The organism is Neorhizobium sp. SHOUNA12A, assembly GCF_023006505.1.
GTDB lineage: Bacteria > Pseudomonadota > Alphaproteobacteria > Rhizobiales > Rhizobiaceae > Neorhizobium.
On the sequence record NZ_JALBGV010000046.1, the window covers coordinates 1 to 26486 of the forward strand.

The following is a 26486-nucleotide window of genomic DNA, read 5'->3' on the forward strand; positions in this document are numbered from 1 at the left end:
GGTTACCTCGGCCCAGCCGGCTCCGACCCAGCCAGCACAGACCCAGCCAGCACCGGCCCAGCCTGCTGCGGCAATGGCGGCGGCTCCGATGCCGGTCCAGAAGCCCGTCGAAACGGCGTCGGTTTCTCCGAAAGTGATCCATTCCAACAAGGGCGCGCAGTTCGGCGATGGTTTCGATACGCCGCGCAGCCCGGTCTCCGCTTCGACAAGCGCGCTTCCGATCCCTGCAAAGGGTGGCCGTACGTCCGCGCCGCAGGCTGCAAGCGGCGGCCCGCTGACGGGCGACGTTCTGGCGAAATGGGCCCTCAACAACAATCGTGCCGGCGCGGCCGCCTCGATGAAGGCACCGCGCGTCGTCAGCCGCACCCTCAACAACGAATATTCGGCAGGTTATTCCGGTGGAGGCTTCAGGCCGGTTGCCGCCACGGTAGCGATCGACCCGAACCGTTTCAGCGGCCCGAACAACTGATCGCCGGATTGATCGAAGACCATAAAAAAACCCGCCGAAATGGCGGGTTTTTTCATGCTTGGTGCCTGGCCTGCATGTCTTGCGAAAGATCAGGCGGCATCCTGGTCGGCTGGGGCTTCGATCATGCCGAGTGCCTGGAGGTAAGTATCGAGGATCAGATCCTCTTCCATGCGCTCCTGATCGTCCTTCTTGCGAAGGGCGATGACCTTCTTCATGATCTTGGTGTCGTAGCCCATGCCCTTGGCTTCGCCGTAGACATCCTTGATGTCGTCGGCGATGGTCTTCTTTTCTTCTTCCAGTCGTTCGATACGCTCGATAAATGCGCGAAGCTGGTCGCGGGCGACGCCATGAGCATCAGACATCGGGGCCTCCTGATCGTGTAGATTTCAATGAATGGTCGTCAACTGCCGAAAAGCCGCCGCAAGGTCAAGCGCAATCGGCAAATCGATCAGCCATGGACGGGCTTGTTCACGTCGAATGCGGCTTTTTGTGCATCCGAGGCCTCCGCCTGGTGCAGATTTTTCCAATCCTCATAGGACATGCCGTAGACGATCTCGCGGGATGCGTCCTTGGAGAGGTCGATGCCGGCACCGTTGGCGGCATCGCGATACCAGTTCGACAGACAGTTGCGGCAGAAGCCGGCGAGGTTCATCAGGTCGATGTTCTGCACGTCGGTACGCTCGCGCAGGTGCTGGACGAGACGGCGGAAGGCGGCGGCCTCGAATTCGGTCTGCTGTTCTCTGGTCAATTCTATTGGCGTGAGTTCGCTCATGGCGCATCTCCGAGTGTCGTCGCGTCAGACCGGATAGGGGCCGGTGCGCGAGGGAAAGATCCTGTATTCATGCAATGTGGGGTCGGCGTTGAGCGTCTTGAAGACTGGCGCCAGCCTTTCCGCCCAGGCGGCGATGCCGGTCTCGTCGCCGATCAGGTCCTGGCGGACCTCGAGAAGCGCGTGCGGAATTCCCGACACCATGCAGTGCCGGTACATGGTGTCGCCTTTCAGCGCACCGTCATAGGGCTCGTTGTCGCCGACGACGATGTCGCCGGGTTCACCAAGCAGGTGCAGGAGGGGCGTCACGGCGCGATCGTCGCTGTCCCAGAGCACAGCTGCGTGCCAGGGGCGGACGACGCCCTTCCAGAACGGGGTGAAGGAATGCAGCGACAGGACGAGCGGCGCGCGGCCGGAGGCGCCTGCCTTGGCGATGGTGCGCTCGACGGCCCGGTGATAGGGCCGGTGATAGGTATCGAGGCGGAAATCCCATTCTTCCTGCGTGATCGGATGATTGCCGGGGATGATCGCCCCGTCAGAAATCTTCATGATCAGGGTCGGATCGTCCTCGCCGCGGTTCGGATCGATCAGCAGGCGGGAAAAACAGCCGAGCACGGCCGGCACGTTCAGCATCGCCGCCAGCTGGCGGGTCAGCCCCTCGACACCGATGTCGAAGGCGATATGGCGATGGAAGGCGCTCTCCGGAAGACCGAGGCTGCCATGGGAAGCGGGCAGGCGGTTCATCGCATGGTCGGCGAGCAGCACCATGCCGCTGTCATAATCGCCTTCTATGATCTCGAAAGGAATGAAGTCCTGCATCGCCGTCGAAAATGAAGTGGTTGCGAAAGGTGGGTCGAGAGACGGGTGTTGATGACATGGGGAAAGTCGCGACGCAAGCCGTGCTGGCATCGCGATCAGCATGGGTTGAGGTCGTGAGACGGACTAATCGATTAGAGTTACGTTGACTTTCCGACTCCGCCGCGCGAAGAAAGTGCTTCACGAATAACCATGGAGTCCTGACGGAAACCGTGTCGAAAAAATCCCCAAAAGCTTATCTTCGCTCCCTCGTTTCCGCTCCGGCGCTTGCCGCCATGGTCGCCTCCGGTATTCCGCTTTTCGCGGCGACTGCCGCGCATGCGGATTTCCGCGTTTGCAACGCCACGCAGAACCTCGTTGGCGTGGCGATTGGCTACCGCGCCACCGAAGGCTGGACCACGGAAGGCTGGTGGCAGGTTCCGGCCTCCACCTGCGCAACGCTGATCGAAGGCGAACTGCAGTCGCGCTACTACTATCTTTATGCCGAGGATGCAGCTCGAGGAGGCCGATGGACCGGCAATGTGAACATGTGCGTTGCGGAGAACGAGTTCAAGATCGTCGGCGTCAACGATTGTTTTGCCCGTGGCTTCCAGCGCATGGGCTTCAAGGAATATGACACGGGCCGTCAGGGAAGTTGGATGGTCCAGCTTTCGGATACGCCTGGCACACAAGAAGGCCACAACTGATGAGGCGCAACCGCAAAGTAAAGATCCTCGCCACCCTCGGACCCGCTTCGTCCGAAGAGGAGATGATCCAGAAGCTGCACGAAGCGGGGGCCGATCTCTTCCGCATCAACATGAGCCATGCGAGCCACGACCTGATGCGCACGCTGATCAAGCGCATCCGATCCGTCGAAGAGCGCAGCGGCCGGCCGATCGGCATTCTCGCCGACCTTCAGGGGCCGAAGCTGCGCGTTGGCAAGTTCGCGGCCGGCAAGGTGACGCTGACCCCCGGACAGACCTTCACGCTCGACAGCCGTGACGAACCCGGCGACGAGACCCGCGTATTCCTGCCGCATCCGGAAATTCTCGAATCTGTGAAAGTGGGCCATCGCCTGCTGATCGACGACGGCAAGCTGGCGCTGAAGGCCGAGAAGTCCGACGGCAAGAGCATCGTCTGCAAGGTCGTCGCCGGCACCAGCATTTCCGACCGCAAGGGCGTCAGCCTGCCCGATACCCTGCTCGGCGTCGGCGCGCTGACCGAAAAGGATCGCATCGACCTCGATGCGGTTCTGGCGACCGACGATGTCGACTGGGTGGCGCTTTCCTTCGTCCAGCGTCCCGACGACCTTGCCGAAGTGCGCAAGATCGCCCGCGGCCGTGTCGGCATCATGTCGAAGATCGAAAAGCCCCAGGCGCTGGAGCGCATCGACGAAATCATCGAGCTTTCCGACGCGGTCATGGTGGCGCGCGGCGATCTCGGCGTGGAAATGCCGATCGAGGCCGTTCCGGGCATCCAGAAGCAGCTGACTCGCTTGTGTCGGCGCGCCGGCAAGCCGGTCGTCGTCGCCACTCAGATGCTGGAATCGATGATCACCGCCCCGGTGCCGACCCGCGCCGAAGTGTCAGACGTATCGATCGCCGTTTTCGAAGGCGCCGATGCGATCATGCTTTCCGCCGAATCGGCCTCCGGCCAGTATCCTGTCGAGGCGGTCTCGATGATGGCGTCGATCGCCAGCACGGTCGAGCAGGATCCGCTCTATCCGAGCATCATCTATGCCCAGCGTGCGACACCGGAAGCGACCGGCGCCGACGCCATTTCGCTGGCCGCTCGCCAGATCGCCGAAACCTTGAAGCTGGCGGCTATCGTCACCTACACCTCGTCGGGCACGACCGGCTTGCGCGCATCCCGCGAGCGCCCGCAGGTGCCGATCATCGCGCTGTCGCCGATCGTCCAGACGGCACGGCGGCTTTCGGTCGGCTGGGGCATGCATTGCGTCGTCACCAGCGACGCGACTGATCTCGACGACATGGTCAACCGTGCCTGCCGGATCGTCGTGTCGGAAGGATTCGGCAAGCCCGGCGACCGGATCATCATCTCGGCCGGCGTGCCGCTCGGCACGCCCGGCGCCACCAACATGCTGCGCATCGCCTATATCGGCTCGGACGGCCAGAGCGGCATCTGAGGCGCTAGGCCCGGACAAACGAAAACCGCCGGAGCGATCCGGCGGTTTTTTATTGCGCACTTCCATTGGTCAGATGGTGATGCCGACCGTTGGCAGGGCGGAGATCGTGCCGGTCAGCGTGTCGACCGAGGCGTCGAGGTTCTGGGTGCCGGGGACGGTGGCTGTGCTGTTCTGTTCGCGCAGCCTGCGGGCGGCCTCTTCCAGAAGTGCCTTGATCTGGCGGGCCACCGTGCTGAATTCCATCGCGGTCTTGATGTCGTCCAGCGACAGTTTTGGCGCCTCCCGCGGTGTCTCGTCCATCTCCTCGAGATAGGCCTGCTCGGCGTACGATACCGGCTCGTCGCCCTCCGCCGACGCGTCGTCCGTCGTATCTGCGGCCGCAGCCTCCTCGCTCGCATCGAGCATAGGATCGGCCGTCTCTGCTCCGGACGGAGCATTGGCGGAAACGGAGGATGTGGCGCCGTTGCCGGCTCCGGTCAGCGCCTCGGTGAACTCTCGTGCAGCGCCGGCGACCATGACGCCGAGCTGGGCCGCCTGCTTGGCGACCACTTCCGGATCGAACCCCCAGCGCCGCATGAATTCGAGTTGCTGCTTGGCGTCGTCGAGCTTCTGTTTGGCGCGGGCCTTTGCCTGCTCTTCCGCCTCGTCCGTCGCCTGGTTCAGCGACGTCAGGCGATGGACGAGGCGATCGTAAGGCGCGTCCTTGGGGCTGGAGGGATCGGACGACGCCGGTGCGGCGTTCGTCGCGGTCGACGCGCTATCCGGCTTTGCGGACCGTGCGGAATAGTCCCTGCCAATGCTGCCGATTTCCATCTCGTCTCTCCGATTCCGTTTACTCGGACGTTGGGACGGGCAGCTTGCTTGGGGCTGGCTTATCGGAGCCGGGCTCAGGTTTTTTCGATCGAGAGATCCATTTCCGGGGCCGAGTCCTCCGCTGCCGGCGCGATCCGTGCTTCCGCGATGCGGGCCGCGGCCTTCAGGTCGCGGGGGAGGCCGGAAAGCTTTTCGATCGCGGCAATCACCACGTCGGTTGCCACGTAGTCGGGCTTATGACCGAGATTGCGGATCGAGACGAGTTCGGAGCCGGCGATATCATCGGCAAGCCCGCGTGAGTGGATTTCCTCCGCAACGATCGCGTCGCTGTCGCCGGTAATAATCACCGTTGGTGTGGTTATCTCGCTGTATCTCGGCGCGACGCGCGTGACGTAGCCGTTGAGATTGGCGACATCGATAGCATTGCTGCGAAACACTTTCGGGCGCAGGACCAGATACGGCGCCCCGTCGCGAAGATAGGTCTCGGGGGAGGGGTTGGGGTGAAAGACCGAGCGAGTGGCGGTTTTCATCACCACGAGGCCGGCTGGCAGGGCGAGAAGATGGCTGAACAATCGGCCGATAACCGGGCGGGCGGTGAGATTGTAGTACCAGTCGATCCGACCGGGCCAGGGATGGGTGGCAGGCGCCAGAAAGAGCAGGCCGGCGGTCTTTTCCGGATGGTAAAGGGCGAAGCTCGCGGCGATCGCACCGCCGAAGGAATGGCCCGATATGATCGCTTTGTCGATGCCGCGCTTTTCCATCAGCCTTGCGATCGCCGCCGCCTGGCCGTCCGGGAAGCCGTTTTCAGGACCTCCGCGTTCGGAATAACCATGGCCCGGCCGGTCGACGAAGAGCATTTCGGCGCGGCCTTCGAGCGCCCCTCGGAAGGCCGCCTCCTGATCGCGGAAATTGCCGCTTGCGCCATGGATGAAGACGATCGCCGGCAAGTCGGCGCCTGCCGGTTTCGGCATATGCAGCGAGTTCATGGAAAAGCCGCCGACATCGATCAGTTCGCCGGTGTTCGGGAACGCGATCTCGATCGCCTTCGCCTTCCAGGCGGTGAAGCAGAAAGCGGTGGCAACAATGCCGGCGATGGCAAGGGGCAAGATCATCATCGACGGGCTGCCGTAGGGCTCAGGTCCGGTTGCCGGCGAGCTTTTCGGAAAGCTTGGTGACCACTTCCTGGGCATCGCGGTCGGCGGGGTAGATGGCCAGATAATCCTGCCATGCCTTCAGCGCAAGCTCGTCCTTGCCAGCTTCCGTCAGGATACCGGCCATGCCGGCAAGCGCTCCGAAATGGCGCGGCTCGCGCTTCAGCACTTCGGCGATGTCGGCCATGGATTTGCGGGCGTCGCCCATCGTGTAATGCAGCGTGGCGCGGCGGTTCCAGCCCTCGGCGAAGGCGGGATCGAGGACCGTCACCTGATCGAGGAAATCAAGTGCCGCGGCATTGCGCTTTTCCTTGATGGCGGTCGCAGACCACTGCATCAGCAGGTTGACGGTGGCGCTGCCCGAATCGTTCAAGTCGGCGATGATCTGGCTAGCGATACCGCGTGCCTTTTCCGGATTGCGTTCGCGCTTCAGGGCATCGAACAAAGCATCCACGGGCCGGCCCGGTTTCTGGGCGACGGCCGGAACGACGGGAGCGGCGGCAGGCGGGGCTGCGGGCGGCTTGGGTGTCGCGGTCTGGGCGAGAGCGGACGAAGCGGCAAGGCTCGCGGCGAGAATCAGGGTACTGAAACGAAAATAGCGCATGCGGATAAGGTAATCCGCCTGCGCCGAAGGTCAAACCCGATTTGTCGTGTTACCGACAATTTGATCGGCTGCGGTCAAAGACCGGAACCGAACGCCGATATCAGCCCTGACGAGCCTTGAAGCGCGGGTTCATCTTGTTGATGATGTAAACGCGGCCCTTGCGGCGAACCAGACGGTTATCGCGGTGACGAGCCTTCAGCGCCTTAAGCGAGTTCTTGATCTTCATTTTCCTGGTCCAGCAGTCTGTGGGCGCGAAGCCGCATGTCTATCAATCAAAAGCGCGCCGCCAAGATTCTTCGAGGGGCGCGCTCTCAGTTGGGCGTGCAGATAACCCGAGCCAATCTGCATGTCAACCTTGTGACGACGTTTTCAGGCCCTTCAATTCGGTCACATGGCCCATTTTCCGGCCCGGTCGGGATTCCGTCTTGCCATAGAGATGGACCAGAACCTCATCGCGGGAGAGCCAGGCGGGTACGTCCAGAATGTCGTCGCCGATGAGGTTGGTCATCACGCAGTCGGAATGGCGGACGGGGTTGCCGAGGGCCAAGCCTGCGACAGCACGGATATGCTGCTCGAACTGCGACACGACGCAGGCGGCTTCGGTCCAGTGGCCGGAATTGTGGACGCGCGGGGCGATCTCGTTGGCGATCAGCGTGCCATCCGCCGTCACGAAGAACTCCATGCCGATGACGCCCACATAATCCAGCGCCGCGAGCAGCTTCTCGGCCGATTCGCGGGCGGTCTTCGCCGTCGCTTCGGTGATCCTGGCGGGCAGGGTGGAGGTGTGGAGAATGCCGTCGCGGTGTATGTTCTCAGCCGGATCGTAGCAGGCGACCGTGCCGTCCTTGGCTCGGGCGGCGATAATCGACACTTCGCGCTCGAAGGGCACGAAACTTTCCAGAATCAGCGGCACGCCGCCGAGCGCATCGAAGGCGCCGGACGGTTTGTCCTCGGCGGAGCGGAAGACGCGCTGGCCCTTGCCGTCATAACCCATCCGGCGGGTCTTCAGGACGCCCTGGCCGCCGAAATCGGCGAGCGCCTTTTCGAGGTCGGACTGGCTGTCGACGGCATGGAATCGGGCGGTCTCGATGCCGCAGGAATTCAGGAAGCGCTTTTCGGTCAGCCGGTCCTGGGAGATGTCGAGTGCCTTGGCCGGTGGATAGACCGGCACCGAGCGCTGCAGCGCCTCGGCGGCGGTGACCGGCACGTTTTCGAATTCGTAGGTGACGACGTCGCAGCGGCTGGCGAGTTCGGCAAGCGCTGCCGGATCGTCATAGGCGGCAGTGATCTGGGCATTGGCGACCTGGGCTGCCGGGCAGTCGGCCTGCGGTTCGAGGACGATCGTGCGGAAGTTCAGCCGGGCTGCGGCCATGGCCAGCATGCGGCCGAGCTGGCCGCCGCCGATGATGCCGATCGTGTGGACAGTCATGGAGCCTCGTCGATTGGGTAGTCGGCAACGGCTGCACTCTGGCGGGCGCGCCATTCGTCGAGCCGGTCGGCAATCTCGTCATCGTTGAGGGCGAGAACCGCGGCTGCCAGAAGGGCGGCGTTAATGGCGCCGGCCCGGCCGATGGCGAGAGTGCCGACCGGAATGCCGGCCGGCATCTGGACGATCGACAGCAGGCTGTCCTGGCCGGACAGTGCCTTCGACTGAACCGGCACGCCGAAAACCGGCAGCGGCGTCATGGCGGCGGTCATGCCGGGCAGGTGTGCCGCACCGCCGGCACCGGCGATGATGACCTGGAACCCTTCGGCGCGGGCGCCCTTGGCGAACTGCATCATCCGCTCCGGCGTGCGGTGCGCCGAGATGATACGGGCCTCGTAGCCGATATCGAGCGCTTCCAGCGTATCGGCGGCGTTCTTCATGGTCTCCCAGTCGGACTGGCTACCCATGATGATGGCGACGGCAGGTCTTTCAGACATGGCGGGACCCTTACGCGATGATGTCCGGAACAAGCTGGTCTTCGAGCTGAGTCATCTTGTCTTTCAGCGACAGTTTCTTCTTCTTCATGCGCTGCACGCGAAGAGCGTCGCAGCCGACCTGGATCATGGCATTGATGGCGGCGTCGTAATCCTCGTGTTCCTGTCGAAGTTTCGCGAGCACCAGCCGGACATCCGCCTGTTCCTGATCTGCCATATTCCAGTCCCCATTCTCACGCCCGGCATTTCAGCGGTCGCCGGCATTCTCCGCAAGCCTCTACCACCAAACCGCGTTAACGGGAAGTTAGACAAGGTCACGAATTTGCCTCCTTGAAACCATGATTTCACCTTCGACAAAGCCAGCCGATCGTGTCACACTTCCTTCGTAAACCTGAAGCCTCGGCATTAGGGAATGCCGTGGTAGGTACTAAGGAAGGAACATGCCACATGACCGTCCAGGCTCATATCGCATCGCTTGAAAAGAAGCATGGTGCTTTGGAGGAGGAGCTCCAGGCAATTCTCGCGTCACCCTCCGCCGACGACCGTGAAATAGCCGATCTCAAGCGGCGTAAGCTGCGCATCAAGGACCAAATGCAGCGCATAAAGGCATCCACGCGTCATTAGTTCCTCAGTAGAAGAACCCGCCGCTCGCCCATTGTTTCATCAGTTAGAGGCACATAATCAAAGCGGCAAAATAATCCAGAAATATCAATGACAAGGTTCTGGTCGCGGTGCAGGGGACCACAAAATCCAAAGAGATTAAAAAGCCCCGGTCGTCACGACCAGAACTGATCGAGCCACAGGTTCAGCCTGTCGAAGCCCTTGCTGTTGACGGAATAGATGCGCCGCGTGCCTTCCGCCGTCACATTCACCAGATTGCTGTCCAGAAGCGCCTTCAAGTGCTGCGACACCGCGGGCCGGCTGATTGGCAGGCCCTGCGCAAGTTCGTTTACGGTTTTTGGGGCGCGCCGCAATTCCTCCAGCAGATACCGCCGGTTAGGATCAGCTATGGCTGCAAAGGGGTCAACGGTTGTCATGCGTTGAACTTACGGTAAACGCCCGGTGACGGCAAGATTTATTGTGCATCGCAACAATATGGATTGCCTTATTTTGCGTTGCTTTTTAGCGACGCCGCGCCTGCATTGCCGGATCAGAACGGCAGGCCGTCCCACAGCAGTTTCAATCCCGCACAGAATGCCAGACCGTAAGTCATCGGATAGAAGGTCTCCGCCTTCAGATGCTTGACGATGGCCGCGCCGAGCATGGTCGCGATCAGAGCCACCGGCAGTAGCGTCGCGGATATGGTGAGGTTCTCCGCGTCGAGCGCGCCCAGCAGGAAATAAGGGATGACCTTGACGGCGTTGACGATCGCAAAGAAGCGGATGCTGGCGCCGGTGTAGGATTTCGGATCGAGCCGCATCGGCAGGACGTAGATCTGGAAAGGCGGTCCGCCGGCATGGGCGACGAAGCTCGCGTAACCGGACAAGGCGCCCCAGAACGTGGCGGCGGCCGGGCGGTGCGGCAGGGGAGCCGCCGGCCGGTTGGAGCGAGGACCGTAGACCTGCCAGAAATAACGCACAGTAAACAGGAGCGTCGCCGCGGCGATGACGAGGCGCAGCGCATTGTCGGAGACATAGGCCGAGGTCGCCCAGCCGAGCGCGATGCCGATGATGCCGCCGGGCAGGATCATCAGCAGCGTTCTGGGATCGTTGAAGTTCCGCCAGGACCATAATGCGACGATGTCCATGACGATCAGGATCGGCAGGAAGATCGCCGCCGCCTTGACCGGGTCCACGGCGAGCGACATCAGCGGCACGCCGAGCAACCCGATGGCGCCGCCAATGCCTCCTTTCGAGAGGCCGACAAGCAGAACGGCGGGGATGGCGAAGGTGAAGAACGCGAAGCTAAGCGTATCGGGCATGAAGACTCAGGCGGGTGATGAGGGAATGGTTGATCCGGCAGGCGGTCCGGTCTATCGAATTTGCGGACAGAAAACGAGTGCGGATTTCATAAACCGATCCGCCGAACGGGAAGAAACATGACCGGACAGGAAGACCGCTGCCGCTTGGTGCTGATCGTGCCGCAATATGACGATGCCGATCAGCAGGCCAAGGATCTCGAAGCAGCGCTTGCCGGCGGCGATGTCGCCTCGGTGATCGTGCCGCAATATGGCCTCGACGACCAGGCCTTCCAGAAGCGCGCGGAGGCACTGGTCGAACTGATCCAGGCGGCGGGTGCTGCCGCGCTGATCTCCGGGGACAGCCGAGTGGCCGGGCGCATCAAGGCGGATGGCCTGCATCTTGGCGGAGACCTCACCGAGCTGGGGGAAGCGATCGAGAAATTCGTGCCGAAGATGATCGTTGGCACCGGCGGGGCGGGCGACCGGCATCAGGCGCTTGCGATCGGCGAACATCGTCCCGACTATATCTTCTTCGGCAAGCTCGACGGTGATATCAAGCCGGAAGCACATCCGAAAAACCTCGCGCTCGGCGAATGGTGGGCATCGATGATCGAGATTCCCTGCATCGTCATGGGCGGCACCGATACCTCCTCGGCGCTTGCCGTCGCGGAGACCGGCGCGGAGTTCGTGGCGCTCAGGGAAGCGGTATTTTCCAACCCCCAGGGCCCCGGCGCCGCGGTCGCCGAAGTCAACGCAATTCTGGACGAAAAAGCGCCACGGTTTGGGGCTTGATGGAGCCCATGCCGTCGAACCGCCTTTCCCGCGTGATTCTCAAAGGGCTGCTGGCGACGTTCATCGCTTCGGCGGCAATGCCTTGCCTTGCGCTGGCGCAGGCGAATTCCAGGGCCGTGACCCGGCCGGTGGAGCCCAATTTCCAGCCGATGAAAAAGGGTCGGGTCGAGATCCAGCCGGTTCCGGGCTCAGCAAAGGGAACCAAGGAGCCAGATGGCCAGCCGAGCGGGATCATTCCCTCGGGCGGCGTCGAACTCTACCAGCGGATGGGTGCAGCCCTGCCGCCCGCGCCGCCTGAAAAAGCCTATACCGGCACTGTGGACGATGCCTACGGGGCCTACCAGCGCGGAATGTATGTGACGGCGCTCGACAAGGCGCTGACCCGGGCCGGGGCCGGCGATGCTGCGGCCCAGACCCTGGTCGCGGAAATGATGACCAAGGGTCTCGGCATCAAGCGGGATGCGAAGACGGCGGCATACTGGTATCAGAAGGCGGCGGAGGGCGGGGACCCGGCGGCGATGTTCCAGTATGCGCTGCTGCTGATGACCGGCCGGGATGTGCCACGCGACAAGCGGCAAGCCGACGATTTCATGCGCAAGGCGGCAGAGGCCGGCAATGCCTCGGCGCAGTTCAACTGGGCGCAGATCCTGGTTTCCGAAAATCCCGGCGACAAAGGCCTGCGTCTGGCACTGCCCTTCTACGAAAAATCCGCAAGGCAAGGCGTTGCCGATAGCCAATATGCTGTGGCGCAAGTCTATGTAGCGCTGAAGGACCTGCCGACGGAAAAGAAGGCGCGGGCCCGCGAATGGCTGGAGCGTGCCGCAGATGCCGGTTTCGACACCGCGCAGCTCGACATGGGCCTCTGGATGGTCAACGGCATCGCTGGAGAGCGCAACTACGAAAAGGGTTTCGAATGGCTACGGATCGCGGCCCATCGCGGCAATGTCGTGGCCCAGAACAAGCTCGCCCATCTCTATATCAACGCGCTCGGCACCCGGCCCAATCCGGTCGAGGCGGCAAAATGGTACGTGTTGTCACGCCGCGCCGGCCTGCAGGACCCTGAGCTTGAAGACTTCTATCTCGGGATCAACGAGGAAACTCAGCGCCAGGCGATCGACGCGGCGAACAAGTTCCGGCGTGGGTGAGGCCTGCTCCGGCAAAGCCGGAGCAATCGATCCAGTGAATCGATTGCAGGGCCGAACGCGCTGAGCCAAAGCGAAGCGCCGGGAGACAGTGCGGCAAATAGCCGGCCCGATCAATTCGCCGACAAAGCGTGGCCGACGATCATCGCGTGACCTCCCGCCAAAACGACAATCACGAAGATCCAGAGGGCCATATAGAGTACCGGCTTATCGGCAGCCCTGCGGTCGAAGCGTCGGGTCAGCGCAAAGATCGCCGTCGAGACGAGTGCGGCGGCCGGGATGATCGACAGCGCGAAGGGGGCCGGTGCATAACGGTCGGGTGTGCCGTCGAGGCGGAAATGCACGGCAAGGTCTGCACCTGGCGTTATCATGAACCAGGCTGCGAGCGATGCCGCGGCCATGGTGGCAAGCAGCGCGAGGCTCAAGGTCAGCGGCAGCGTAGCCTTCATCCTGCTTCCTCCGTGATACAGCCGGGACAAGATGGACCCAGTTTTGCAGACGCGGTCAGCGGCGGCAATGCCCGCGTTTCGGCGGACGACTTGAATTTCGTGCTGTTTTATGGTCTTGAAGCCGCCAATCAAAAAATCGCTCATAAAACGCCGTCCCGTCCAGACGACAAGTCGGGACAACCCCCAAGGATTTCCCGCATGGCCCGCTCCGCCCTTCTCAACGTCATGGTTCAGGCTGCCCTCAAGGCAGGCAAGTCGCTCTCCAGGGATTTCGGCGAGGTGCAGAACCTGCAGGTTTCGGTGAAGGGCCCCAGTGATTTCGTGTCTCAGGCGGATCTGAAGGCGGAAAAGATCGTCCGCGACGAGCTGCTGAAATCGCGTCCGACCTACGGTTTCCTCGGCGAGGAAAGCGAGGAGCTGAAGGGCACCGACGGCGCGCACCGCTGGATCGTCGATCCGCTCGACGGCACCACCAACTTCCTGCACGGCATCCCGCAGTTCGCAGTCTCCGTTGCGCTCGAGCGTAACGGCGAAGTGGTTGCCGGCGTCGTGTTCAACCCGGCGACGGACGAGCTGTTCACCGCCGAAAAGGGCGGCGGCGCCTTCATGAACGATCGCCGCATCCGGGTCGCTGCCCGCCGGGTGCTGTCCGATTGCGTGATCGGCTGCGGCATGCCGCATCTCGGCCGTGGCAATCACGGCAAGTTCCTCGTCGAACTGCGCCACGTCATGGGCGAAGTGGCCGGCATGCGCCGCTTCGGCGCGGCGGCTCTCGACCTTGCCTATGTCGCCGCCGGCAGGCTCGACGGTTTCTGGGAAACCGAGCTTTCGCCGTGGGACATGGCGGCCGGCCTGATCCTCATCCGCGAGGCCGGCGGGTTCGTCTCCGACATGAAGGGCACGACCGATATCTTCGGCAGCGGCAATGTCGTGGCCGGCAACGAGCTGATCCAGAAGGCGCTGATCGACGTGGTCAACCGGCCCATTCCGACCCGCTGAGGCATTTTTGCGCCACCGCCCGGCTTAGCGCTGCAGTACTGAATAGCTGACTGTTTTCCTAAGCTTCTGCACTTCAATTCGTCGCATTTTTCAACTAGCCTCCGGGCCGGCAGACTACCGGAGGCGAAGGCTTATTATGGCGAATGCGACAGTGGACGATTTGGACGCGTCTGAAACGAACCGCGGCGGTTATGCCTATAAACTGTCCAATCCAGCATCGTTCCTGTGGACGATGCTGATCTTCCTGATCATCGTCGGTTTCGTCGCGTCGATCCTCTACCGCCAGGCTGCGCATGCCTTCCAGACCAATCCGGGCCTGAACGGCCTCATTCTGGGCGTTCTCCTGATCGGCGTGATCCTGGTCTTCAACCAGGTGATCGCTCTGATGCCGGAAGTGCGCTGGTTCAATTCCTTTCGCGCCGCCGGTAGCGCCGACAAGGTCGGCCGCGAACCGCGGCTGCTGGCGCCGATGCGCACCCTGATCGGCAGCCGCCGCAAGATGGCGCTTTCGACCAATGCCTTCCGCTCCATCCTCGACACGATTGGCACGCGCCTCGACGAATCACGTGACACGTCACGCTATCTCATCGGCCTGCTCGTCTTTCTCGGCCTTCTCGGCACGTTCTGGGGCCTTATCCAAACCATCGGCTCGATCAGCAATGTGATCGGAGCGCTCGATCCGAGTTCCGGCAGTTCCAACGACGTGCTGGCCGCCATCAAGAGCGGCCTCGCCCAACCGCTCGCCGGCATGGGCACGGCGTTCTCGTCCTCGCTGCTCGGCCTTTCCGGATCACTGATCCTGGGCTTCCTCGACCTGCAGGCCGGCCGCGCCCAGAATCGCTTCTACACGGAACTCGAAAACTGGCTCTCTTCGGTGACCGACCTCGGATCGGACATGCCGCCGGTCGTCGCCGAAACCCTCGCGAGCGGTTCCTCGGAAGATTTGAGGGCGCTGACGGAACAGCTGCGCGCGCTCGCATCCGCCCAGACCAAGGGTCCTGTCGACGCCCATCAGAACGAGCGGTCGCTGTCGGCCATGGCCAATCTTGCCGAAGGCATCCAGGGCCTCGTCAAGAACATGCGCAACGAACAACAGATGCTGCGCGACTGGATCGAGGCGCAGCAGGAGGAATCGAAGGCCTTGCGCCGCACGCTCGACCGGCTTTCCGACAAGATCGGGGGGAAGTAAGCGATGGCGCTTGGCAAGAGCCGCCGCCGGGAGCGGGGCGTCGACTATTGGCCGGGTTTCGTGGATGCGCTGTCCACGCTGCTGCTCGCCATCATGTTCCTGCTCACGGTATTCGTGCTGGCGCAGTTCCTGCTCAGCCGCGAAATCACCGGCCGGGACGAGGTGCTGAACCGGCTGAACAGCCAGATCGCCGAGCTGACGGAGCTGCTGGCGCTCGAAAAAGGCAATAACCAGGATGTCGAGGACCAGCTTGCCAACCTGCAGTCGTCGCTTGCCACGGCCGAGGCAGACCGCTCGCGTCTGCAGCAGCTTCTGAGCCAGGGCACCGGCAATAGCAGCGCCGCCAATGCCCGCATCGGCGACCTCACTAACCAGCTCAACCAGGAGCAACAGTTGAGTGCCCGCGCGGCAAGCCAGGTCGAGCTGCTCAACCAGCAGATCGCCGCGCTGAGGGCCCAGATCGCGGCAGTCGAGCAGGCGCTGCAGGCCTCGGAAGCAAAGGATGCCTCGTCGCAGGCACAGATCTCCGATCTTGGCCGGCGCCTCAACGTCGCGCTGGCGCAGCGCGTCCAGGAACTGAACCGCTACCGCTCCGACTTCTTCGGTCGGCTGCGGGAGATCCTGTCGGACCGCGAGAACATCCGCATCGTCGGCGACCGTTTCGTGTTCCAGTCGGAAGTGCTCTTTCCGGTCGGCGGCAACGAACTCGATCCGGCCGGCCGGGTCGAGATGGACAAGCTTGCGGCGGCGCTGCTCGACCTTGCCAAGGAGATACCGGCCGAGATCAACTGGGTGCTGCGCGTCGATGGTCACACCGACAATTCGCCGCTTACCGGCACTGGCCGTTATCGCGACAACTGGGAGCTTTCCTCGGCCCGTGCCACGTCGGTGGTCAAATACCTGATCTCCAAGGGCGTGCCAGCCAACCGGCTCGTTGCTGCCGGTTTCGGCGAGTTCCAGCCGCTCGCCCAAGGCGACACACCCGACGCCCGCTCCCAGAACCGTCGCATCGAGCTGAAGCTCACCGAGCGGTAAATTTGGCCATTTTCGTATCGATGGAAGTCGCCACGCCTGACGCGATGGGAAAGAACAACTGATGGCCGAAGACAAGCCGGATATGAGCGTCCTTCTGAAGGAGGTCGCGGAAAGCCCGAAACGCGACAACAGCGTCTATCACAAGGCGATGGCCGAGGCGCGCCAGGCGTTCGAAGAGGCCGAGGCGGCTCTCGGCGGGCCGGTCGAGGTGCGGACCAAGACCAAGATCAAGCGCAACGGCGACTATGTGGTGAAGTGGACGTTCAGGCGCCTGGACTAGGTATTTCCGCTGCGATGGAATGGGTGGTCGACGTGAACCCCAGCCGCTCCAGACCGCGACGCACCTCGGGCGCGTTCATGAACAGCCGCCACAGCAGGCCGGATCGATAATTTTCGACCATCGCGATGATCGGACCCTGGTCGATGGCAAGGTATGTGCCGGCCACCCAGTCTGTCTTCGGCACGAAGGCGTCGACAAAGCCGAATGCGCCGAGCAGCTTGCCATCGCCATACCGAAGCAATGCGCGCATGGCGCTTTCTGCCTCGGCGGGCAGGAAGGGGAAACTGGACAGGGCGGCGGTCGGGGCGATGACGCCGCGGTCGAATGTCGGCGAATGGGCGCCATACCCTTGCGGTCCGTCGGATGCGCTGAGGCCCCAGACGCCGGCATTCGCGTAATCGGGCACGGCCAGGCAATAATCGTGGTTGATGCGCGTATGGGCCACGGCCTGGCTGTGGTAGTCGCTGCAATAGCGGTCGCTCAGGCCTCTCGGGTCCAGCGTGCAGAACGAATAATGCGAGATGAAGAGCGGACCACCATAGGGCTCGCCAAGCGGAAGTTCCGTCCCAAGATAGGTCTCGCCGTTGCGCATGGCGCCAGACCGGGCCCAGCCGGCATGGTAACTCTCCGGCTTGATCGGATGGGTATTGGAGCCGGCCGCCAGGACATAACAGGACAAGGCCTCGTTCCAGCCGCGGATCGGCAGGTTCATGGCCCAGCCGTAGTTCGGGCTCCAGTGCCAGTAGAGGGCTTCATCCTTGCCGCGGGTGAACCAGTTCCATTCCACCTCGTCGAACAGTCGCGTGATATCTGTCCGCAATTTCTCTTCCCGAGCGGTCCCACCGGCGAAATATTCCCGCGCGCAGATCAGGCCCTGCATCAGCAGCGTCGTTTCGACGAGGTCGCCGCCGTCGTCCCGTCCGGAGAAGCGGATGACGTCGTTCGTCGAGCCGTCGATGAAATGCGCGAATGCCCCGCGGAAAGTTGGGGAGTGCCTCAGATGATCGATGATGGTCGATATGCGTGCCAGTGCCTGCGAACGGGTGATCCACTGGCGTTCGCAGGCGACGATGATGGCGAGGACCCCAAAGCCGACGCCGCTGACCGATACGATACCGGGAGAAGGCGCGCCCGAAACGAAGCACTTGTCGAACGGCAGCCCCGATTCGGGATGAGCCCCGTCCCAGAAGAAGCGAAAGGTTTGGGACTGTATCTTGTCGAGGCAATCGTCGAGGGATGGGCTGGGCGGCAATTGACTGAAATTCATGATCTCAAGCTTCTGGCGGCAATGGTATCTGCGATACTAGCGGTTCTACAGCAGGTAGGCACTCGGCGCGCCCGGTTCACTTCCAGCTTAAGCCAAGTGAAACACGTTGGCGTGAAGGATCAGAGCGCCGTGGCGCTCTGCCGTTCGATGTCGTGGAACTGCAGCCGTGCGAGCTTGGCATAGAGGCCACCCTCGGTGATCAGGCTTTGATGGGTGCCTTCCTCGACGATCCGCCCGTCTTCCAGCACGAGGATGCGGTCGGCTTTGAGAACTGTTGCCAGCCGATGGGCGATGACCAGCGTGGTGCGGTTCTCCATCAGCCCGTCAAGCGCTTTCTGGACCAGCGTTTCACTTTCCGCATCGAGTGCCGATGTCGCCTCATCGAGCAGCAGGACCGGTGCGTCCTTGAGGATGGCACGGGCGATGGCGATGCGCTGGCGCTGGCCGCCGGAAAGGGTGATGCCGCGCTCGCCGGCCATGGTGTCGTAGCCGTTGTCGAGCCGCGAGATGAACTCATCTGCCTGGGCGGCTTTTGCCGCGGCGCGGACCGCCTCGCGGCTGGCATCCGGAGCGCTGAAGGCGATGTTGTCATGGATGGAGGCGGCGAAGATGGTCACGTCCTGGGGCACGATGGCGAGGCGGGAACGCAGTTCGGCGAGCCTTGCCTGGCGCAGGTCGATGCCGTCGAGCTTCACCGACCCGGCGGAGGGATCATAAAAGCGCAGCAGCAGCGAGAAGATCGTGCTCTTGCCGGCGCCGGACGGCCCGACGATTGCAACCGTCTCGCCGGAGTTCACCTTGAAGGACAGGGAATTCAATGTGATGGCGCTGACGCGGGCGGGGTAGGCGAAGGAGACCGCCTCGAACTCGACTTCGCCACGCGGCGGGGAGGGGAGTGCGATGGGGTTCTCAGTGTCGCGAATGGCCGGGACTTCCTGTAGCAGTTCGGTCAGGCGCTCGGCGGCGCCGCCGGCTGCGGAAAGCTCGCCCCAGACTTCGGAGAGTTGGCCGAGGGAACTTGCGGCGATCACCGAATAGAGCACGAACTGGCCGAGCGTGCCGGCGGTCATGGTGCCGGCCAGCACGCTCTGGGCGCCGTACCAGAGCACGCCGACGATGCTGCCGAAAACAAGCAGGATGCCGAAGCCGGTCAAAAGCGCGCGGGCCTTGATGGCGGTGCGGGCGGCGTCATAGGCGCTTTCCACCGTGCCGCCGTACCGGCCGTTTGCGGTCGCCTCGCCGCCGAAAGCCTGTACGGTACGGGTGGCACCGATCACTTCGGATGCGAAGGCGGAAGTCTGGGCAAGCGTGTCCTGGGCGGCGCGGGAGCGTTTTCTGACCGAGCGGCCGAAACCGACCAGCGGAAAGACGATCAGCGGGATGGCGCCGAGCACCAGCGCAGAGAGGCGCGGGCTGGTATAGATCATCATTCCCATCGCGCCGAGACAGAGGATGGTGTTGCGCAGAGCCTGCGAGGCGGAGGAGCCGAAGGCGGACTTGATCTGTGTCGTGTCGGCGGTCAACCGCGAGACGATCTCGCCGGACTGGTTGACGTCGAAGAAGGACGGCGACAGCGACGTCACATGCGAGAAAACCTCGCGGCGCAGGTCGGCGACGACCCGTTCGCCTATGGTGATGACGTAATAGTAGCGCATGGCGCTGGCGACGGCGAGGAGGGCCGCCAAGGCCAGCAGCATGCCGAAATAGTTGTTGATGAAATGGCCGTCGGACGAGGCAAAACCGTGGTCGACCATGCGGCGCACGGCGAGCGGCAGAGCGAGCGTCGTAGCTGCGGCGAGCGCCAGGAAAACGATTGCCGCGGCGACCATCGAACGATACCGGGCAAGATAGGGAAGGAGCCTTGCGAGCGGTCTTAAGGCTTTGCCTCTCGGCTGGTTTTCTCGGGCGTCTGCCACGTCATCTCCATAGGCCTGAAAGGCTCATTTCTCGGCCTTGCGGGTACTTGTACTTCCGACGACCTTCCTGTATAGGCTCCGCATCGAATTGGGAAGCCGTGACCAGACCGGTCTGCGGCTTCATTTATTAAAGAGGCCTCTCGCTCGCAATTGCGACAAATGGACCTCGCAGAGCAGGAATATCGACATGAAGGCTGGCATCCATCCGCAGTATCACGTGATCAAAGTGGTCATGACCGACGGCACCGAGTACGAAACCCGCTCTACCTGGGGTTCGGAAGGTGCAACCATGAACCTGGAAATCGACCCCAAGTCCCATCCGGCTTGGACGGGCGGCAACCAGCAGATGCTGGACCGCGGCGGCCGCGTTTCCAAGTTCAACAAGCGTTTCGGCGGCCTCGGCCTCTAATACGCTTCTTGACGGTAGAGTTACGAAGAGCCTGGCGGAAGCCGGGCTTTTTTCGTTTCGCGGTGTTCTGGCGGAGGAGGAGCCGTTGCAAGAACAATCCGATATTCCGGCCACATCCCGCCGGATCGTGATCACGGGGAATGGCGGGTCCGGCAAGACCTGGCTGGCGCTAAGGCTGGCAGAGCCGCTTGGCCTGCCGCTCGTTCACCTCGACGACGTGCATTGGGAGCCGGGTCGCTACGGAATTGCGCGCGACCGGGCCGTCGTGCACGAGGATGTCCGGTCGATCGCAGCGGGTGAAGCCTGGCTGATCGAAGGCGTCTACGGCCTCTACGTCGGCATCGCCCTGCCGAGGACAACGACGTTGATCTGGCTTGATCTGAGTGAAGACGAGTGCGTGGAGAATATCATGCGCCGCGGCATCCAGGGCGGCGAGAGCCAGGCGTCATTCGACGGGCTGGTCAAATGGGTGTCGGAATACAGAACCCGAAAGAACAATTGGAATTCATTCGAGGGTCATCTGAAGCTTTATGAAAGCTTCTCAAGCCAGAAGGCGCGGCTGACGAGCCGGGACGAGATCGATGCCTATGCGGAGAGCCTTCTGCCGATGCCAACCGATAAACATGATTGGCTGAAAGCGGCGGCACAGCGGAGCCACCTCACGGCCGATGCGCTCGATGCCGTCATCGAGGCAGTGGAGCGTGCCGAGATGGACCCGAACATTCGAAGGCGTTGACAGAAATGAAAAGGGCCTACGCTTGGCGTCGGCCCTTCGTTTGATCCTATCAAATAGCGCGACGGCAATCAGTTGCCGAAGGCGGTGCGCAGCAGGCTGAGCTGGGCGCGGACGCTGTTTTCGTTGTCCGGGAGAACGGCGGGGTCGGCCGGGCGGTAGATCTCGCGATCGAGAATGGCGACCCGGTTCTGGAGGCGCAACGAACGCTCGACGAGGTCACGGAAACCTTCCGGCAGGTCGAGCCAGCCCGGGGCATTGCGGTCGACGTTGAAGCCGTCGAGACGGACCTTGCTCTTTTCCGACATGACCTGCTCGCGGCTCATCTCGCCATTGTTGACGGCGCGCTGCAGAAGCAGCCAGGAGGCCATCTGCATGAGGCGGGTGGTCAGCCGCATGGACTCGGCCGCATAGAGAACCGATGCCATGCGCGGCAGAACCTTCGAAGCAGCGCGGCCCGTACCGTCGAGATAGCTCGCGGTCTCCTCGACCAGCGACATACCTTCGGAGTAGAGCGCCTTGAACTGCGAAGACGCAGCGGCACGGCCTGCAAAACTTACGGTATTCAATCCCTGTTCGGACATCGAAATCATCCTGCTCAACGCAATCACATTCAGGCAATGACAACGGCGGATAAAAGTTCCCATGCCGTTCTGACTGATCTGAACATGATACTTATAATGGAAATCCGCAAGGCGTTTCTTAAGGAAAGGTTAATACCCACAAGAAGTGGTAAACAGCCGCCATGTTCCTGAAATGAGACGCATTTTGGCGTCCAATACAACAGTTTGTTTCTGTGGGAAAGCCGGTTGAAACCCTTGCCTCCGCGGTATCGAGGGCAAGGAGCCGGGGCCGGGCCGGCGCGGCCATAAAAAAAAGAGCCGCGGAAAGGCGGCTCTCAAGGTAAAACAGGGAGAAATCAGACCATTCGCCGAATGGTGAAACTGTCTGAGTCCAGGAAGCCTGAACGCTTTTATATTGTTCGATGATGCTTAATATAGTCTTAACATTAAGGGGAAATACTTAAAATAATTGGCGAGCGGCAGCGTTCAGGAACGGAACAGACTGTCGGCCGCGCGCCGGCCTGCGGCCTTTTTCTCCTTCTCGGCCTCGATCCGGTCGATCTCCTGCCTCAGCAGGCCGATTCGCGATTCGAGTTCATCCACGGACAGCATGGAGAGGTCGCAGCCGAGTTCGTGGGTTGTCGGTTTCTTCGGCCGTTCATCGTCGATAATGCTCATGACGTCTCCTTTCCGGCATTCGTGTCTGGCCTGGCATTCTCCGGCGTCGAACCGCCGGTCTTGGCGCGCGGGTCGAGCGACAGGCTCTCGGGCGTGGCAAGCGGCGAGGTCGAGGCCGGTGCGGTCGTGTAGGCGTCGCGCTCGGCGATGGGAACCGGCGCTCGCTGCCGGCTGCGAATGATAGCATAGGCGGCGACCAGAAGATGCGCCCCGGTCGTCACCGCAAACAGTGCATGCGGGCCCGCCCAGGTCATTACCGGGCCGCCGAGCGTCGGGCCGATGATGGTTCCGATCCCATAAAGCAGAAGCAGGCCGCCCGAGACTTTTACGAAGTCCTCGGGAGCGGCAAAGTCATTGGCATGCGCGACCGCGATCGGATAGAGCGCGTTGGCGGCGGCGCCGTAGATCGCTACCAGCACGACGATCTGATAGGTGCCGGTCGGGTGGATGACCAGGATCGCCAGGCCCGCCAGTGCTGCCGCGGCCGAAAGGCCGGCAAGGACGTGGCGGCGGTCCATCCTGTCGGACAGCCGGCCTGCCGGAAACTGCATGATCGCACCGGCAAAGAGGGTGATGCTGACCATCGCCGCCACCGCGCCCTGGTCGAGGCCGGCGCGAGTGGCGAAGACGGCGCCGAGCGTGCCGTAGGCGCCGTTGGCGGTGCCGATCAGCAGGATGCCGATGCAGGAGATCGGGGAATTGCGGAAGAGGCCGCGCAGATCCAGGCGTGCGCGTTTCAGCGGTTGCGGCGAGGCGGCCTTGGACAGAGTGGTGGGCAGAGCAGCGAGGCTGTAGAAAATGCCGCAGATCATGAACAGCGTTGGTGTCGAAATATCCGCGAACGGCACCATCAACTGGCCGCCGACGACGCCGAAAAGAGTGATCGAGATATAGAACGAAAAGATAGTTCCGCGGCTTTCGCTGGTGGCGCGCTCGTTCAGCCAGCTTTCGATGATCATCGAGGTGCCGGCGGTGCAGAAACCGGTGATGGCGCGCAGGACCAGCCAGGTGTTCTGGTCGACCATCAGCCCGGTCAGCAGCACGTTCAGGCAGATCAGCGACAGGAAGCCGGAAAAGGCGCGGACGTGGCCGATGCGGCGCACCACGTTCGGCGCCACGAAGCAGCCGATCACGAAGCCGGAGGCCCATGTAGTGCCGAGCAGGCCGAGCACTTCGTTGGAATAACCTTCCTGCGCGCCCCGCACCGGCAGAAGCAGGCTCTGCAGGCCGTTGCCGAGGAAAAGGAGAAGCGTACCGCAAAGGAGGGCGAGGATTGGAAGGAGGTTTCGTCTCATCTTTGCTACTGTCAGCTCTTTGCGCGAATGCGATCAATCACGGGACCGCAGGCAAGCATTGTTGCATGCGAATGAACCGGGCGTTAACGAAAGCGAAGCGGACTATCTATTCCCCGTATCCCTCCGCATCTATCTGTGGTGAAGCGCAAAAATGTCCAGCCTGTGGCGGATGAGATCGGCAAAGCTTAAATGACAAAGCCAATCGCGGTTCTTCTGATCCTCGCCATGCTCGTGCAGATCATCAAGCCGCTCAATCTTCCAGGCTTAAGGCGCCGGAGCGATTTCTGGAGGCTCGCCGTCGTCGCCTTCGCTGTCTGGAGCATTGCGCTGATCCTGCGCGAATTCACGACTCTCTAGAGCCTTTAACCCGGAAAGGCTCTAGACATCGATCGAGCCGCGCATGACGGACACGCAGCGGCCGGTGATGGTGACGTCGGTGACGGTTCCGGCTGCCTTCGCCACATCGAGTTCGATGATGCTGCGGCGGCCCATCTCGACACCCTGCTCAATCGTCAGATGCACCCTGGCATCCGTCTCCGGCGCACGCGTCACCAGGAAGGCGGAGAGGGCGGCAGACGCGCTGCCGGTCGCCGGATCCTCCATGATGTTGTCGAGCGGCGCGAACATGCGGGCGCGGAAGTTCCAGTGCTTTTCCGGGTTGCGGACATAAAGGAAGATGGGGAAGTCGCCTTCGGGACCCTCGTGCTTTGCTGCTGCCGCGTGGAAGACGGTGATGTTCGGCCGGGCGGCGGCAAGTGCTTCGAGACCGTCTAGTTCGGCGATCGCGAAGGCGAGGCCAACCGAGGCGAAGACCGGCTTGTGGGCGGTGGTGCGCACATGTTTCGCATCGATCGAAACGCAGCCGGCGATCAGGCCAGGCTCGATCTCCGAGCCGATTTCCAGCGGCCGCGGCGCGCGGATCGTGGCGCCGATCACGCCGGTCGGTTCACGCAGCAACCGGACTTCGACCAGGCCGGCAATCTCCTCGAAACGGAGCGTATCGGCGACCGGCTTGCCGAAAAGGTCGGCGCGCTGGCCAAGCACATAGGCGGTGCCGACATTGGGGTGGCCGGCAAAGGGAATTTCCATCGTCGGGGTGAAGATGCGTACCCGCGCGCTGTTTTCAGGGTTTTCCGGCGGCAGGACAAAGGTGCTTTCGGCGTAACCGAATTCGATGGCGATGTTCTGCATCTGCCGGTCGGTGAGCCCACGCGCATCCGGCACCACGGCGAGCGGATTGCCGGCGAAACGTTCGCTCGTGAAAACATCGACGGTGATGAAATCGGCGGTCGGCATGGCGAAAATTCTCCGGGAGCGATGCCGGATTTAAAGCCTCATCAACCGCCATGACCAGCCAATGTTTTTGATCGGCATCATCACGGAAATGAAACCGGCCAGCGTCATCGGTTCAGGCAAGGCCGTGGTCCCGCATCGCTTTCTCCTCGTCGCCGGTGATATAGGCGAAAATTCTGGGGGTGCCGTCGGCGATCGTCACCAGATAGAAGTTGGTGAACCGAACATTGCCGGCTTCACCCGCCTTGTTGACGTAGGAAAAATCCCAGCCGATTTCGGCAAGCGCATGAAGATCGTTGAGGCAGGTGATCTTCACGCCGGTTATGTCCATCCGCTTGCCGCCGACCTCGCGATATCGGGCAAAGCCCTGCGGGATCACTTCGCGGAATGCCGCATCATTGGCTCCGCCGAACACAGCCTGCGGTGTCGAGCCGACGAAATAGGCGGCGAAGAACGCTGCGATGCCCGCGATATTCACCGACGCCGCATCCTTGAGGGCATCATTGCTGGTCCGGCCGTACTCGTCGAAAAGCCTGCGGACCCTGGTTTCCATTTCCATCATGGCAACCTCCATTCACGCAATGAACGCCGCTTCGCCCTTTCGGTTCAATTGGAATTTGAGGTGGCGACACAACAGAAAGGCCGCTCCGTTGCCGAAGCGGCCTTCTTCCTCCTCCTTGAAAAGGCGCTCCTCAAGCAGCCTTTTCGAGATCCTTCTTCCAGCTTCCCTTGGCGGCGAGGCTGTTCATCTCGGCGCGATGGGTGAAGGCGCGCTGGCCGGCTGCGACATTCTCGGACTTGCCGCCCCAGGCCTTGAGGGCTTGGTCCTGCAGGGCGCGGCCGTAGGAAAAGGTCAGCCCCCAGGGCAGGTCGTAGCCGGAGTTCATCGCCGAAAGATGGGCGGTCGCTTCTTCCGACGACTGACCGCCGGAGAGGAAGGCGATGCCCGGAACCGCGGGCGGAACGGTTGCCTTCAGAACCTTGACGGTCCGTTCGGCCACTTCCTCGACCGAGGCCTTGCGGGCTTTCTTGCCGTCGATGATCATGTTCGGCTTCAGGATCATGCCTTCGAGCTTGACGCGGGCGTCATAGAGGTCGGCGAAGACGGTGCGCAGGACCCATTCGGTCACTTCGGCGCAGGTATCGATGCTGTGGGTCGCCGGTTCGCCATCCATCAGCACTTCCGGCTCGACGATCGGTACGATGCCGGCCTGCTGGCAGAGCGCTGCGTAGCGGGCGAGCGCCTGCGAATTGGCCTTGATCGAGCCCCAGGTCGGCAGCGTCTGCTCGGTGGAGATGGCGATCACGCCGCGCCATTTGGCGAAACGGGCACCGGCTTCATAATATTTGGCGAGCCGCTCGCCGAGTCCGTCGAGACCCTCGGTGATGGTTTCGCCCGGGAACGCGGCCATCGGCTTGGCGCCGGTATCGACCTTGATACCCGGGATCGACCCGGCGGCCTTGATGATATCGACAAAAGGGGTGCCGTCAGCGGCCTTCTGGTAGAGGGTTTCCTCGTAGAGGATGACGCCCGAGATGCACTTCTTCATGGCGTCGTCGGAGCGGAACAGCATTTCCCGGTAGTCGCGGCGGCTTGTTTCGGTCGATTCGAGATTGATGCTGTCGAAGCGCTTCTTGATGGTGGAGGTCGATTCGTCGGCGGCCAGGAGGCCCTTGCCGTCGGCGACCATCTTCACGGCGATGTCTTCAAGACGTTCAGTCATTTTCGGTTCTCCCAAAGCTCATGAAATGCGGATAACAGAAGTTATTTTAAAGGGAAATCCTACGGTAAGCTATTGAAACGATTGAAATGCTTTCAATCGTTTAAAACATCTAAAATTTTTTAAACCAGTTAACTCGGGAGCGCGCCGCCCTATAT

General features: G+C 62.2%; 32 protein-coding genes and 2 pseudogenes. 13 read left to right on the forward strand and 21 right to left on the reverse strand.

Annotated features, from left to right (window positions below; all coding sequences use genetic code 11):
• Positions 1-469: pseudogene (locus MOV63_RS19715) on the forward strand (hypothetical protein); the annotation flags it as partial.
• An 89-nt stretch (positions 470-558) separates the two neighbouring features.
• On the opposite strand, the gene MOV63_RS19720 reads toward MOV63_RS19715, so the two are convergent.
• The 3 genes from MOV63_RS19720 to MOV63_RS19730 form a co-directional block, all read right to left on the reverse strand.
• The gene (locus MOV63_RS19720) at positions 559-831 is read right to left on the reverse strand and encodes a DUF2312 domain-containing protein (protein WP_007752220.1); all 273 of its coding nucleotides are present in this window, start codon (positions 829-831) and stop codon (positions 559-561) included.
• Positions 832-917: 86 nt separating this feature from the next.
• A complete protein-coding gene (locus MOV63_RS19725) occupies positions 918-1241 on the reverse strand; it encodes a DUF1244 domain-containing protein (RefSeq protein ID WP_046601579.1) in 324 nt (107 codons plus the stop codon).
• Between the two features lie 24 nt (positions 1242-1265).
• A complete protein-coding gene (locus MOV63_RS19730; protein ID WP_247036092.1) occupies positions 1266-2057 on the reverse strand; it encodes an N-formylglutamate amidohydrolase in 792 nt (263 codons plus the stop codon).
• 290 nt (positions 2058-2347) lie between these two features.
• Between MOV63_RS19730 and MOV63_RS19735 the strand changes: the two are divergent.
• Both MOV63_RS19735 and pyk read left to right on the forward strand, forming a co-directional pair.
• Positions 2348-2740 (forward strand): annotated as a pseudogene (locus tag MOV63_RS19735) (DUF1036 domain-containing protein); the annotation flags it as partial.
• Positions 2740-4179 carry a pyruvate kinase gene (gene pyk / locus MOV63_RS19740; RefSeq protein WP_038545015.1) on the forward strand — a complete coding sequence of 480 codons (1440 nt, stop codon included), beginning with the start codon at positions 2740-2742 and terminating at the stop codon, positions 4177-4179. The pseudogene MOV63_RS19735 and the gene pyk, both read left to right, overlap by 1 nt.
• A gap of 69 nt (positions 4180-4248) precedes the next feature.
• Here pyk and MOV63_RS19745 read toward each other — a convergent pair whose 3' ends face one another.
• The 7 genes from MOV63_RS19745 to MOV63_RS19775 all read right to left on the reverse strand — a co-directional run bounded on the left by MOV63_RS19745 (position 4249) and on the right by MOV63_RS19775 (position 8884).
• Positions 4249-4992, reverse strand: coding sequence for a hypothetical protein (locus MOV63_RS19745; protein ID WP_247036094.1), 744 nt, complete (start codon positions 4990-4992; stop codon positions 4249-4251).
• A gap of 74 nt (positions 4993-5066) precedes the next feature.
• Positions 5067-6107, reverse strand: coding sequence for an alpha/beta fold hydrolase (locus MOV63_RS19750; protein WP_247036096.1), 1041 nt, complete (start codon positions 6105-6107; stop codon positions 5067-5069).
• Positions 6108-6126: 19 nt separating this feature from the next.
• Positions 6127-6747 (reverse strand): hypothetical protein, encoded by a 621-nt coding sequence (locus MOV63_RS19755; RefSeq protein WP_038545008.1) that lies wholly within the window; start codon positions 6745-6747, stop codon positions 6127-6129.
• A gap of 100 nt (positions 6748-6847) precedes the next feature.
• The gene (ykgO, locus tag MOV63_RS19760) at positions 6848-6973 is read right to left on the reverse strand and encodes a type B 50S ribosomal protein L36 (protein ID WP_007607121.1); all 126 of its coding nucleotides are present in this window, start codon (positions 6971-6973) and stop codon (positions 6848-6850) included.
• A gap of 123 nt (positions 6974-7096) precedes the next feature.
• Entirely contained in the window at positions 7097-8176 is a 1080-nt protein-coding gene (locus MOV63_RS19765; RefSeq protein ID WP_247036098.1) for a 5-(carboxyamino)imidazole ribonucleotide synthase, read from the reverse strand.
• Positions 8173-8670, reverse strand: coding sequence for a 5-(carboxyamino)imidazole ribonucleotide mutase (gene purE / locus MOV63_RS19770; RefSeq protein WP_007757842.1), 498 nt, complete (start codon positions 8668-8670; stop codon positions 8173-8175). The genes MOV63_RS19765 and purE overlap by 4 nt, the downstream gene beginning before the upstream one ends.
• A gap of 10 nt (positions 8671-8680) precedes the next feature.
• On the reverse strand, positions 8681-8884 hold the full coding sequence (locus tag MOV63_RS19775) for a YdcH family protein (protein WP_038545001.1): 204 nt from the start codon (positions 8882-8884) through the stop codon (positions 8681-8683).
• A gap of 230 nt (positions 8885-9114) precedes the next feature.
• Between MOV63_RS19775 and MOV63_RS19780 the strand changes: the two genes are divergently transcribed.
• Positions 9115-9291, forward strand: a complete 177-nt coding sequence (locus tag MOV63_RS19780; protein WP_038544999.1) for a YdcH family protein — start codon at positions 9115-9117, stop codon at positions 9289-9291.
• Positions 9292-9443: 152 nt separating this feature from the next.
• Here the strand turns inward: MOV63_RS19780 and MOV63_RS19785 are convergent, their stop codons facing one another.
• Entirely contained in the window at positions 9444-9704 is a 261-nt protein-coding gene (locus MOV63_RS19785) for a helix-turn-helix transcriptional regulator (RefSeq protein WP_038544997.1), read from the reverse strand.
• A gap of 113 nt (positions 9705-9817) precedes the next feature.
• The gene (locus MOV63_RS19790; RefSeq protein ID WP_247036100.1) at positions 9818-10588 is read right to left on the reverse strand and encodes a sulfite exporter TauE/SafE family protein; all 771 of its coding nucleotides are present in this window, start codon (positions 10586-10588) and stop codon (positions 9818-9820) included.
• Positions 10589-10705: 117 nt separating this feature from the next.
• On the opposite strand from MOV63_RS19790, the gene MOV63_RS19795 reads away from it, so the two are divergent.
• Both MOV63_RS19795 and MOV63_RS19800 read left to right on the forward strand, forming a co-directional pair.
• Positions 10706-11359, forward strand: coding sequence for a thiamine phosphate synthase (locus tag MOV63_RS19795; RefSeq protein WP_247036103.1), 654 nt, complete (start codon positions 10706-10708; stop codon positions 11357-11359).
• Complete coding sequence (locus tag MOV63_RS19800; protein WP_405029356.1) at positions 11359-12504, forward strand: tetratricopeptide repeat protein; 1146 nt, start codon at positions 11359-11361, stop codon at positions 12502-12504. Before MOV63_RS19795 ends, MOV63_RS19800 begins: the two co-directional genes overlap by 1 nt.
• 110 nt (positions 12505-12614) lie before the next feature.
• On the opposite strand, the gene MOV63_RS19805 is transcribed toward MOV63_RS19800, so the two are convergent.
• Positions 12615-12950 (reverse strand): hypothetical protein, encoded by a 336-nt coding sequence (locus MOV63_RS19805; RefSeq protein WP_247036106.1) that lies wholly within the window; start codon positions 12948-12950, stop codon positions 12615-12617.
• 198 nt (positions 12951-13148) lie between these two features.
• On the opposite strand from MOV63_RS19805, the gene MOV63_RS19810 reads away from it, so the two are divergent.
• The 4 genes from MOV63_RS19810 to MOV63_RS19825 all read left to right on the forward strand — a co-directional run bounded on the left by MOV63_RS19810 (position 13149) and on the right by MOV63_RS19825 (position 16453).
• A complete protein-coding gene (locus tag MOV63_RS19810; RefSeq protein WP_247036107.1) occupies positions 13149-13949 on the forward strand; it encodes an inositol monophosphatase family protein in 801 nt (266 codons plus the stop codon).
• Positions 13950-14085: 136 nt separating this feature from the next.
• Positions 14086-15138 carry a flagellar motor protein MotA gene (locus tag MOV63_RS19815; RefSeq protein ID WP_247036109.1) on the forward strand — a complete coding sequence of 351 codons (1053 nt, stop codon included), beginning with the start codon at positions 14086-14088 and terminating at the stop codon, positions 15136-15138.
• A gap of 3 nt (positions 15139-15141) precedes the next feature.
• On the forward strand, positions 15142-16173 hold the full coding sequence (locus MOV63_RS19820; protein ID WP_247036111.1) for a peptidoglycan -binding protein: 1032 nt from the start codon (positions 15142-15144) through the stop codon (positions 16171-16173).
• 61 nt (positions 16174-16234) lie between these two features.
• Positions 16235-16453, forward strand: coding sequence for a hypothetical protein (locus tag MOV63_RS19825; RefSeq protein WP_247036114.1), 219 nt, complete (start codon positions 16235-16237; stop codon positions 16451-16453).
• On the opposite strand, the gene MOV63_RS19830 is transcribed toward MOV63_RS19825, so the two are convergent.
• Positions 16437-17720: a glucoamylase family protein gene (locus MOV63_RS19830; protein ID WP_247036116.1), complete on the reverse strand. Its 1284-nt coding sequence runs from the start codon at positions 17718-17720 to the stop codon at positions 16437-16439. The genes MOV63_RS19825 and MOV63_RS19830 overlap by 17 nt on opposite strands.
• A 119-nt stretch (positions 17721-17839) precedes the next feature.
• Entirely contained in the window at positions 17840-19636 is a 1797-nt protein-coding gene (locus MOV63_RS19835) for an ABC transporter transmembrane domain-containing protein (protein WP_247036118.1), read from the reverse strand.
• 187 nt (positions 19637-19823) lie between these two features.
• On the opposite strand from MOV63_RS19835, the gene rpmE reads away from it, so the two are divergent.
• Together rpmE and MOV63_RS19845 are read left to right on the forward strand one after the other, a co-directional pair.
• Positions 19824-20045: a 50S ribosomal protein L31 gene (rpmE, locus tag MOV63_RS19840; protein ID WP_007775493.1), complete on the forward strand. Its 222-nt coding sequence runs from the start codon at positions 19824-19826 to the stop codon at positions 20043-20045.
• An 85-nt stretch (positions 20046-20130) separates the two neighbouring features.
• Positions 20131-20781, forward strand: a complete 651-nt coding sequence (locus MOV63_RS19845) for an AAA family ATPase (RefSeq protein ID WP_247036120.1) — start codon at positions 20131-20133, stop codon at positions 20779-20781.
• Between the two features lie 68 nt (positions 20782-20849).
• Here MOV63_RS19845 and MOV63_RS19850 read toward each other — a convergent pair whose 3' ends face one another.
• The 3 genes from MOV63_RS19850 to MOV63_RS19860 form a co-directional block, all read right to left on the reverse strand.
• On the reverse strand, positions 20850-21362 hold the full coding sequence (locus MOV63_RS19850; RefSeq protein WP_038544967.1) for a DUF1465 family protein: 513 nt from the start codon (positions 21360-21362) through the stop codon (positions 20850-20852).
• 465 nt (positions 21363-21827) lie between these two features.
• The gene (locus MOV63_RS19855; protein WP_247036121.1) at positions 21828-22019 is read right to left on the reverse strand and encodes a DUF1192 domain-containing protein; all 192 of its coding nucleotides are present in this window, start codon (positions 22017-22019) and stop codon (positions 21828-21830) included.
• A complete protein-coding gene (locus MOV63_RS19860; protein WP_247036123.1) occupies positions 22016-23314 on the reverse strand; it encodes an MFS transporter in 1299 nt (432 codons plus the stop codon). The genes MOV63_RS19855 and MOV63_RS19860 overlap by 4 nt, the downstream gene beginning before the upstream one ends.
• A gap of 189 nt (positions 23315-23503) precedes the next feature.
• Here MOV63_RS19860 and MOV63_RS19865 point away from each other — a divergent pair, with 189 nt between their 5' ends.
• The gene (locus MOV63_RS19865; RefSeq protein ID WP_167551677.1) at positions 23504-23671 is read left to right on the forward strand and encodes a hypothetical protein; all 168 of its coding nucleotides are present in this window, start codon (positions 23504-23506) and stop codon (positions 23669-23671) included.
• 21 nt (positions 23672-23692) lie between these two features.
• Here MOV63_RS19865 and MOV63_RS19870 read toward each other — a convergent pair whose 3' ends face one another.
• From MOV63_RS19870 to MOV63_RS19880, 3 genes are all read right to left on the reverse strand, one after another.
• A complete protein-coding gene (locus MOV63_RS19870; protein ID WP_247036126.1) occupies positions 23693-24610 on the reverse strand; it encodes a PhzF family phenazine biosynthesis protein in 918 nt (305 codons plus the stop codon).
• A gap of 112 nt (positions 24611-24722) precedes the next feature.
• Positions 24723-25169 carry a hypothetical protein gene (locus tag MOV63_RS19875; protein WP_247036128.1) on the reverse strand — a complete coding sequence of 149 codons (447 nt, stop codon included), beginning with the start codon at positions 25167-25169 and terminating at the stop codon, positions 24723-24725.
• Positions 25170-25299: 130 nt separating this feature from the next.
• A complete protein-coding gene (locus MOV63_RS19880; RefSeq protein WP_247036130.1) occupies positions 25300-26331 on the reverse strand; it encodes a class I fructose-bisphosphate aldolase in 1032 nt (343 codons plus the stop codon).
• Positions 26332-26486 lie beyond the last annotated feature (155 nt).

Coding starts and splice junctions, on each gene's coding strand:
- MOV63_RS19720 (WP_007752220.1), bottom strand. CDS start 831: ATGTCTGATGCTCATGGCGTCGCCCGCGACCAGCTTCGCGCATTTATC.
- MOV63_RS19725 (WP_046601579.1), bottom strand. CDS start 1,241: ATGAGCGAACTCACGCCAATAGAATTGACCAGAGAACAGCAGACCGAA.
- MOV63_RS19730 (WP_247036092.1), bottom strand. CDS start 2,057: ATGCAGGACTTCATTCCTTTCGAGATCATAGAAGGCGATTATGACAGC.
- pyk (WP_038545015.1), top strand. CDS start 2,740: ATGAGGCGCAACCGCAAAGTAAAGATCCTCGCCACCCTCGGACCCGCT.
- MOV63_RS19745 (WP_247036094.1), bottom strand. CDS start 4,992: ATGGAAATCGGCAGCATTGGCAGGGACTATTCCGCACGGTCCGCAAAG.
- MOV63_RS19750 (WP_247036096.1), bottom strand. CDS start 6,107: ATGATGATCTTGCCCCTTGCCATCGCCGGCATTGTTGCCACCGCTTTC.
- MOV63_RS19755 (WP_038545008.1), bottom strand. CDS start 6,747: ATGCGCTATTTTCGTTTCAGTACCCTGATTCTCGCCGCGAGCCTTGCC.
- ykgO (WP_007607121.1), bottom strand. CDS start 6,973: ATGAAGATCAAGAACTCGCTTAAGGCGCTGAAGGCTCGTCACCGCGAT.
- MOV63_RS19765 (WP_247036098.1), bottom strand. CDS start 8,176: ATGACTGTCCACACGATCGGCATCATCGGCGGCGGCCAGCTCGGCCGC.
- purE (WP_007757842.1), bottom strand. CDS start 8,670: ATGTCTGAAAGACCTGCCGTCGCCATCATCATGGGTAGCCAGTCCGAC.
- MOV63_RS19775 (WP_038545001.1), bottom strand. CDS start 8,884: ATGGCAGATCAGGAACAGGCGGATGTCCGGCTGGTGCTCGCGAAACTT.
- MOV63_RS19780 (WP_038544999.1), top strand. CDS start 9,115: ATGACCGTCCAGGCTCATATCGCATCGCTTGAAAAGAAGCATGGTGCT.
- MOV63_RS19785 (WP_038544997.1), bottom strand. CDS start 9,704: ATGACAACCGTTGACCCCTTTGCAGCCATAGCTGATCCTAACCGGCGG.
- MOV63_RS19790 (WP_247036100.1), bottom strand. CDS start 10,588: ATGCCCGATACGCTTAGCTTCGCGTTCTTCACCTTCGCCATCCCCGCC.
- MOV63_RS19795 (WP_247036103.1), top strand. CDS start 10,706: ATGACCGGACAGGAAGACCGCTGCCGCTTGGTGCTGATCGTGCCGCAA.
- MOV63_RS19800 (WP_405029356.1), top strand. CDS start 11,359: ATGGAGCCCATGCCGTCGAACCGCCTTTCCCGCGTGATTCTCAAAGGG.
- MOV63_RS19805 (WP_247036106.1), bottom strand. CDS start 12,950: ATGAAGGCTACGCTGCCGCTGACCTTGAGCCTCGCGCTGCTTGCCACC.
- MOV63_RS19810 (WP_247036107.1), top strand. CDS start 13,149: ATGGCCCGCTCCGCCCTTCTCAACGTCATGGTTCAGGCTGCCCTCAAG.
- MOV63_RS19815 (WP_247036109.1), top strand. CDS start 14,086: ATGGCGAATGCGACAGTGGACGATTTGGACGCGTCTGAAACGAACCGC.
- MOV63_RS19820 (WP_247036111.1), top strand. CDS start 15,142: ATGGCGCTTGGCAAGAGCCGCCGCCGGGAGCGGGGCGTCGACTATTGG.
- MOV63_RS19825 (WP_247036114.1), top strand. CDS start 16,235: ATGGCCGAAGACAAGCCGGATATGAGCGTCCTTCTGAAGGAGGTCGCG.
- MOV63_RS19830 (WP_247036116.1), bottom strand. CDS start 17,720: ATGAATTTCAGTCAATTGCCGCCCAGCCCATCCCTCGACGATTGCCTC.
- rpmE (WP_007775493.1), top strand. CDS start 19,824: ATGAAGGCTGGCATCCATCCGCAGTATCACGTGATCAAAGTGGTCATG.
- MOV63_RS19850 (WP_038544967.1), bottom strand. CDS start 21,362: ATGTCCGAACAGGGATTGAATACCGTAAGTTTTGCAGGCCGTGCCGCT.
- MOV63_RS19855 (WP_247036121.1), bottom strand. CDS start 22,019: ATGAGCATTATCGACGATGAACGGCCGAAGAAACCGACAACCCACGAA.
- MOV63_RS19860 (WP_247036123.1), bottom strand. CDS start 23,314: ATGAGACGAAACCTCCTTCCAATCCTCGCCCTCCTTTGCGGTACGCTT.
- MOV63_RS19865 (WP_167551677.1), top strand. CDS start 23,504: ATGACAAAGCCAATCGCGGTTCTTCTGATCCTCGCCATGCTCGTGCAG.
- MOV63_RS19870 (WP_247036126.1), bottom strand. CDS start 24,610: ATGCCGACCGCCGATTTCATCACCGTCGATGTTTTCACGAGCGAACGT.
- MOV63_RS19875 (WP_247036128.1), bottom strand. CDS start 25,169: ATGATGGAAATGGAAACCAGGGTCCGCAGGCTTTTCGACGAGTACGGC.
- MOV63_RS19880 (WP_247036130.1), bottom strand. CDS start 26,331: ATGACTGAACGTCTTGAAGACATCGCCGTGAAGATGGTCGCCGACGGC.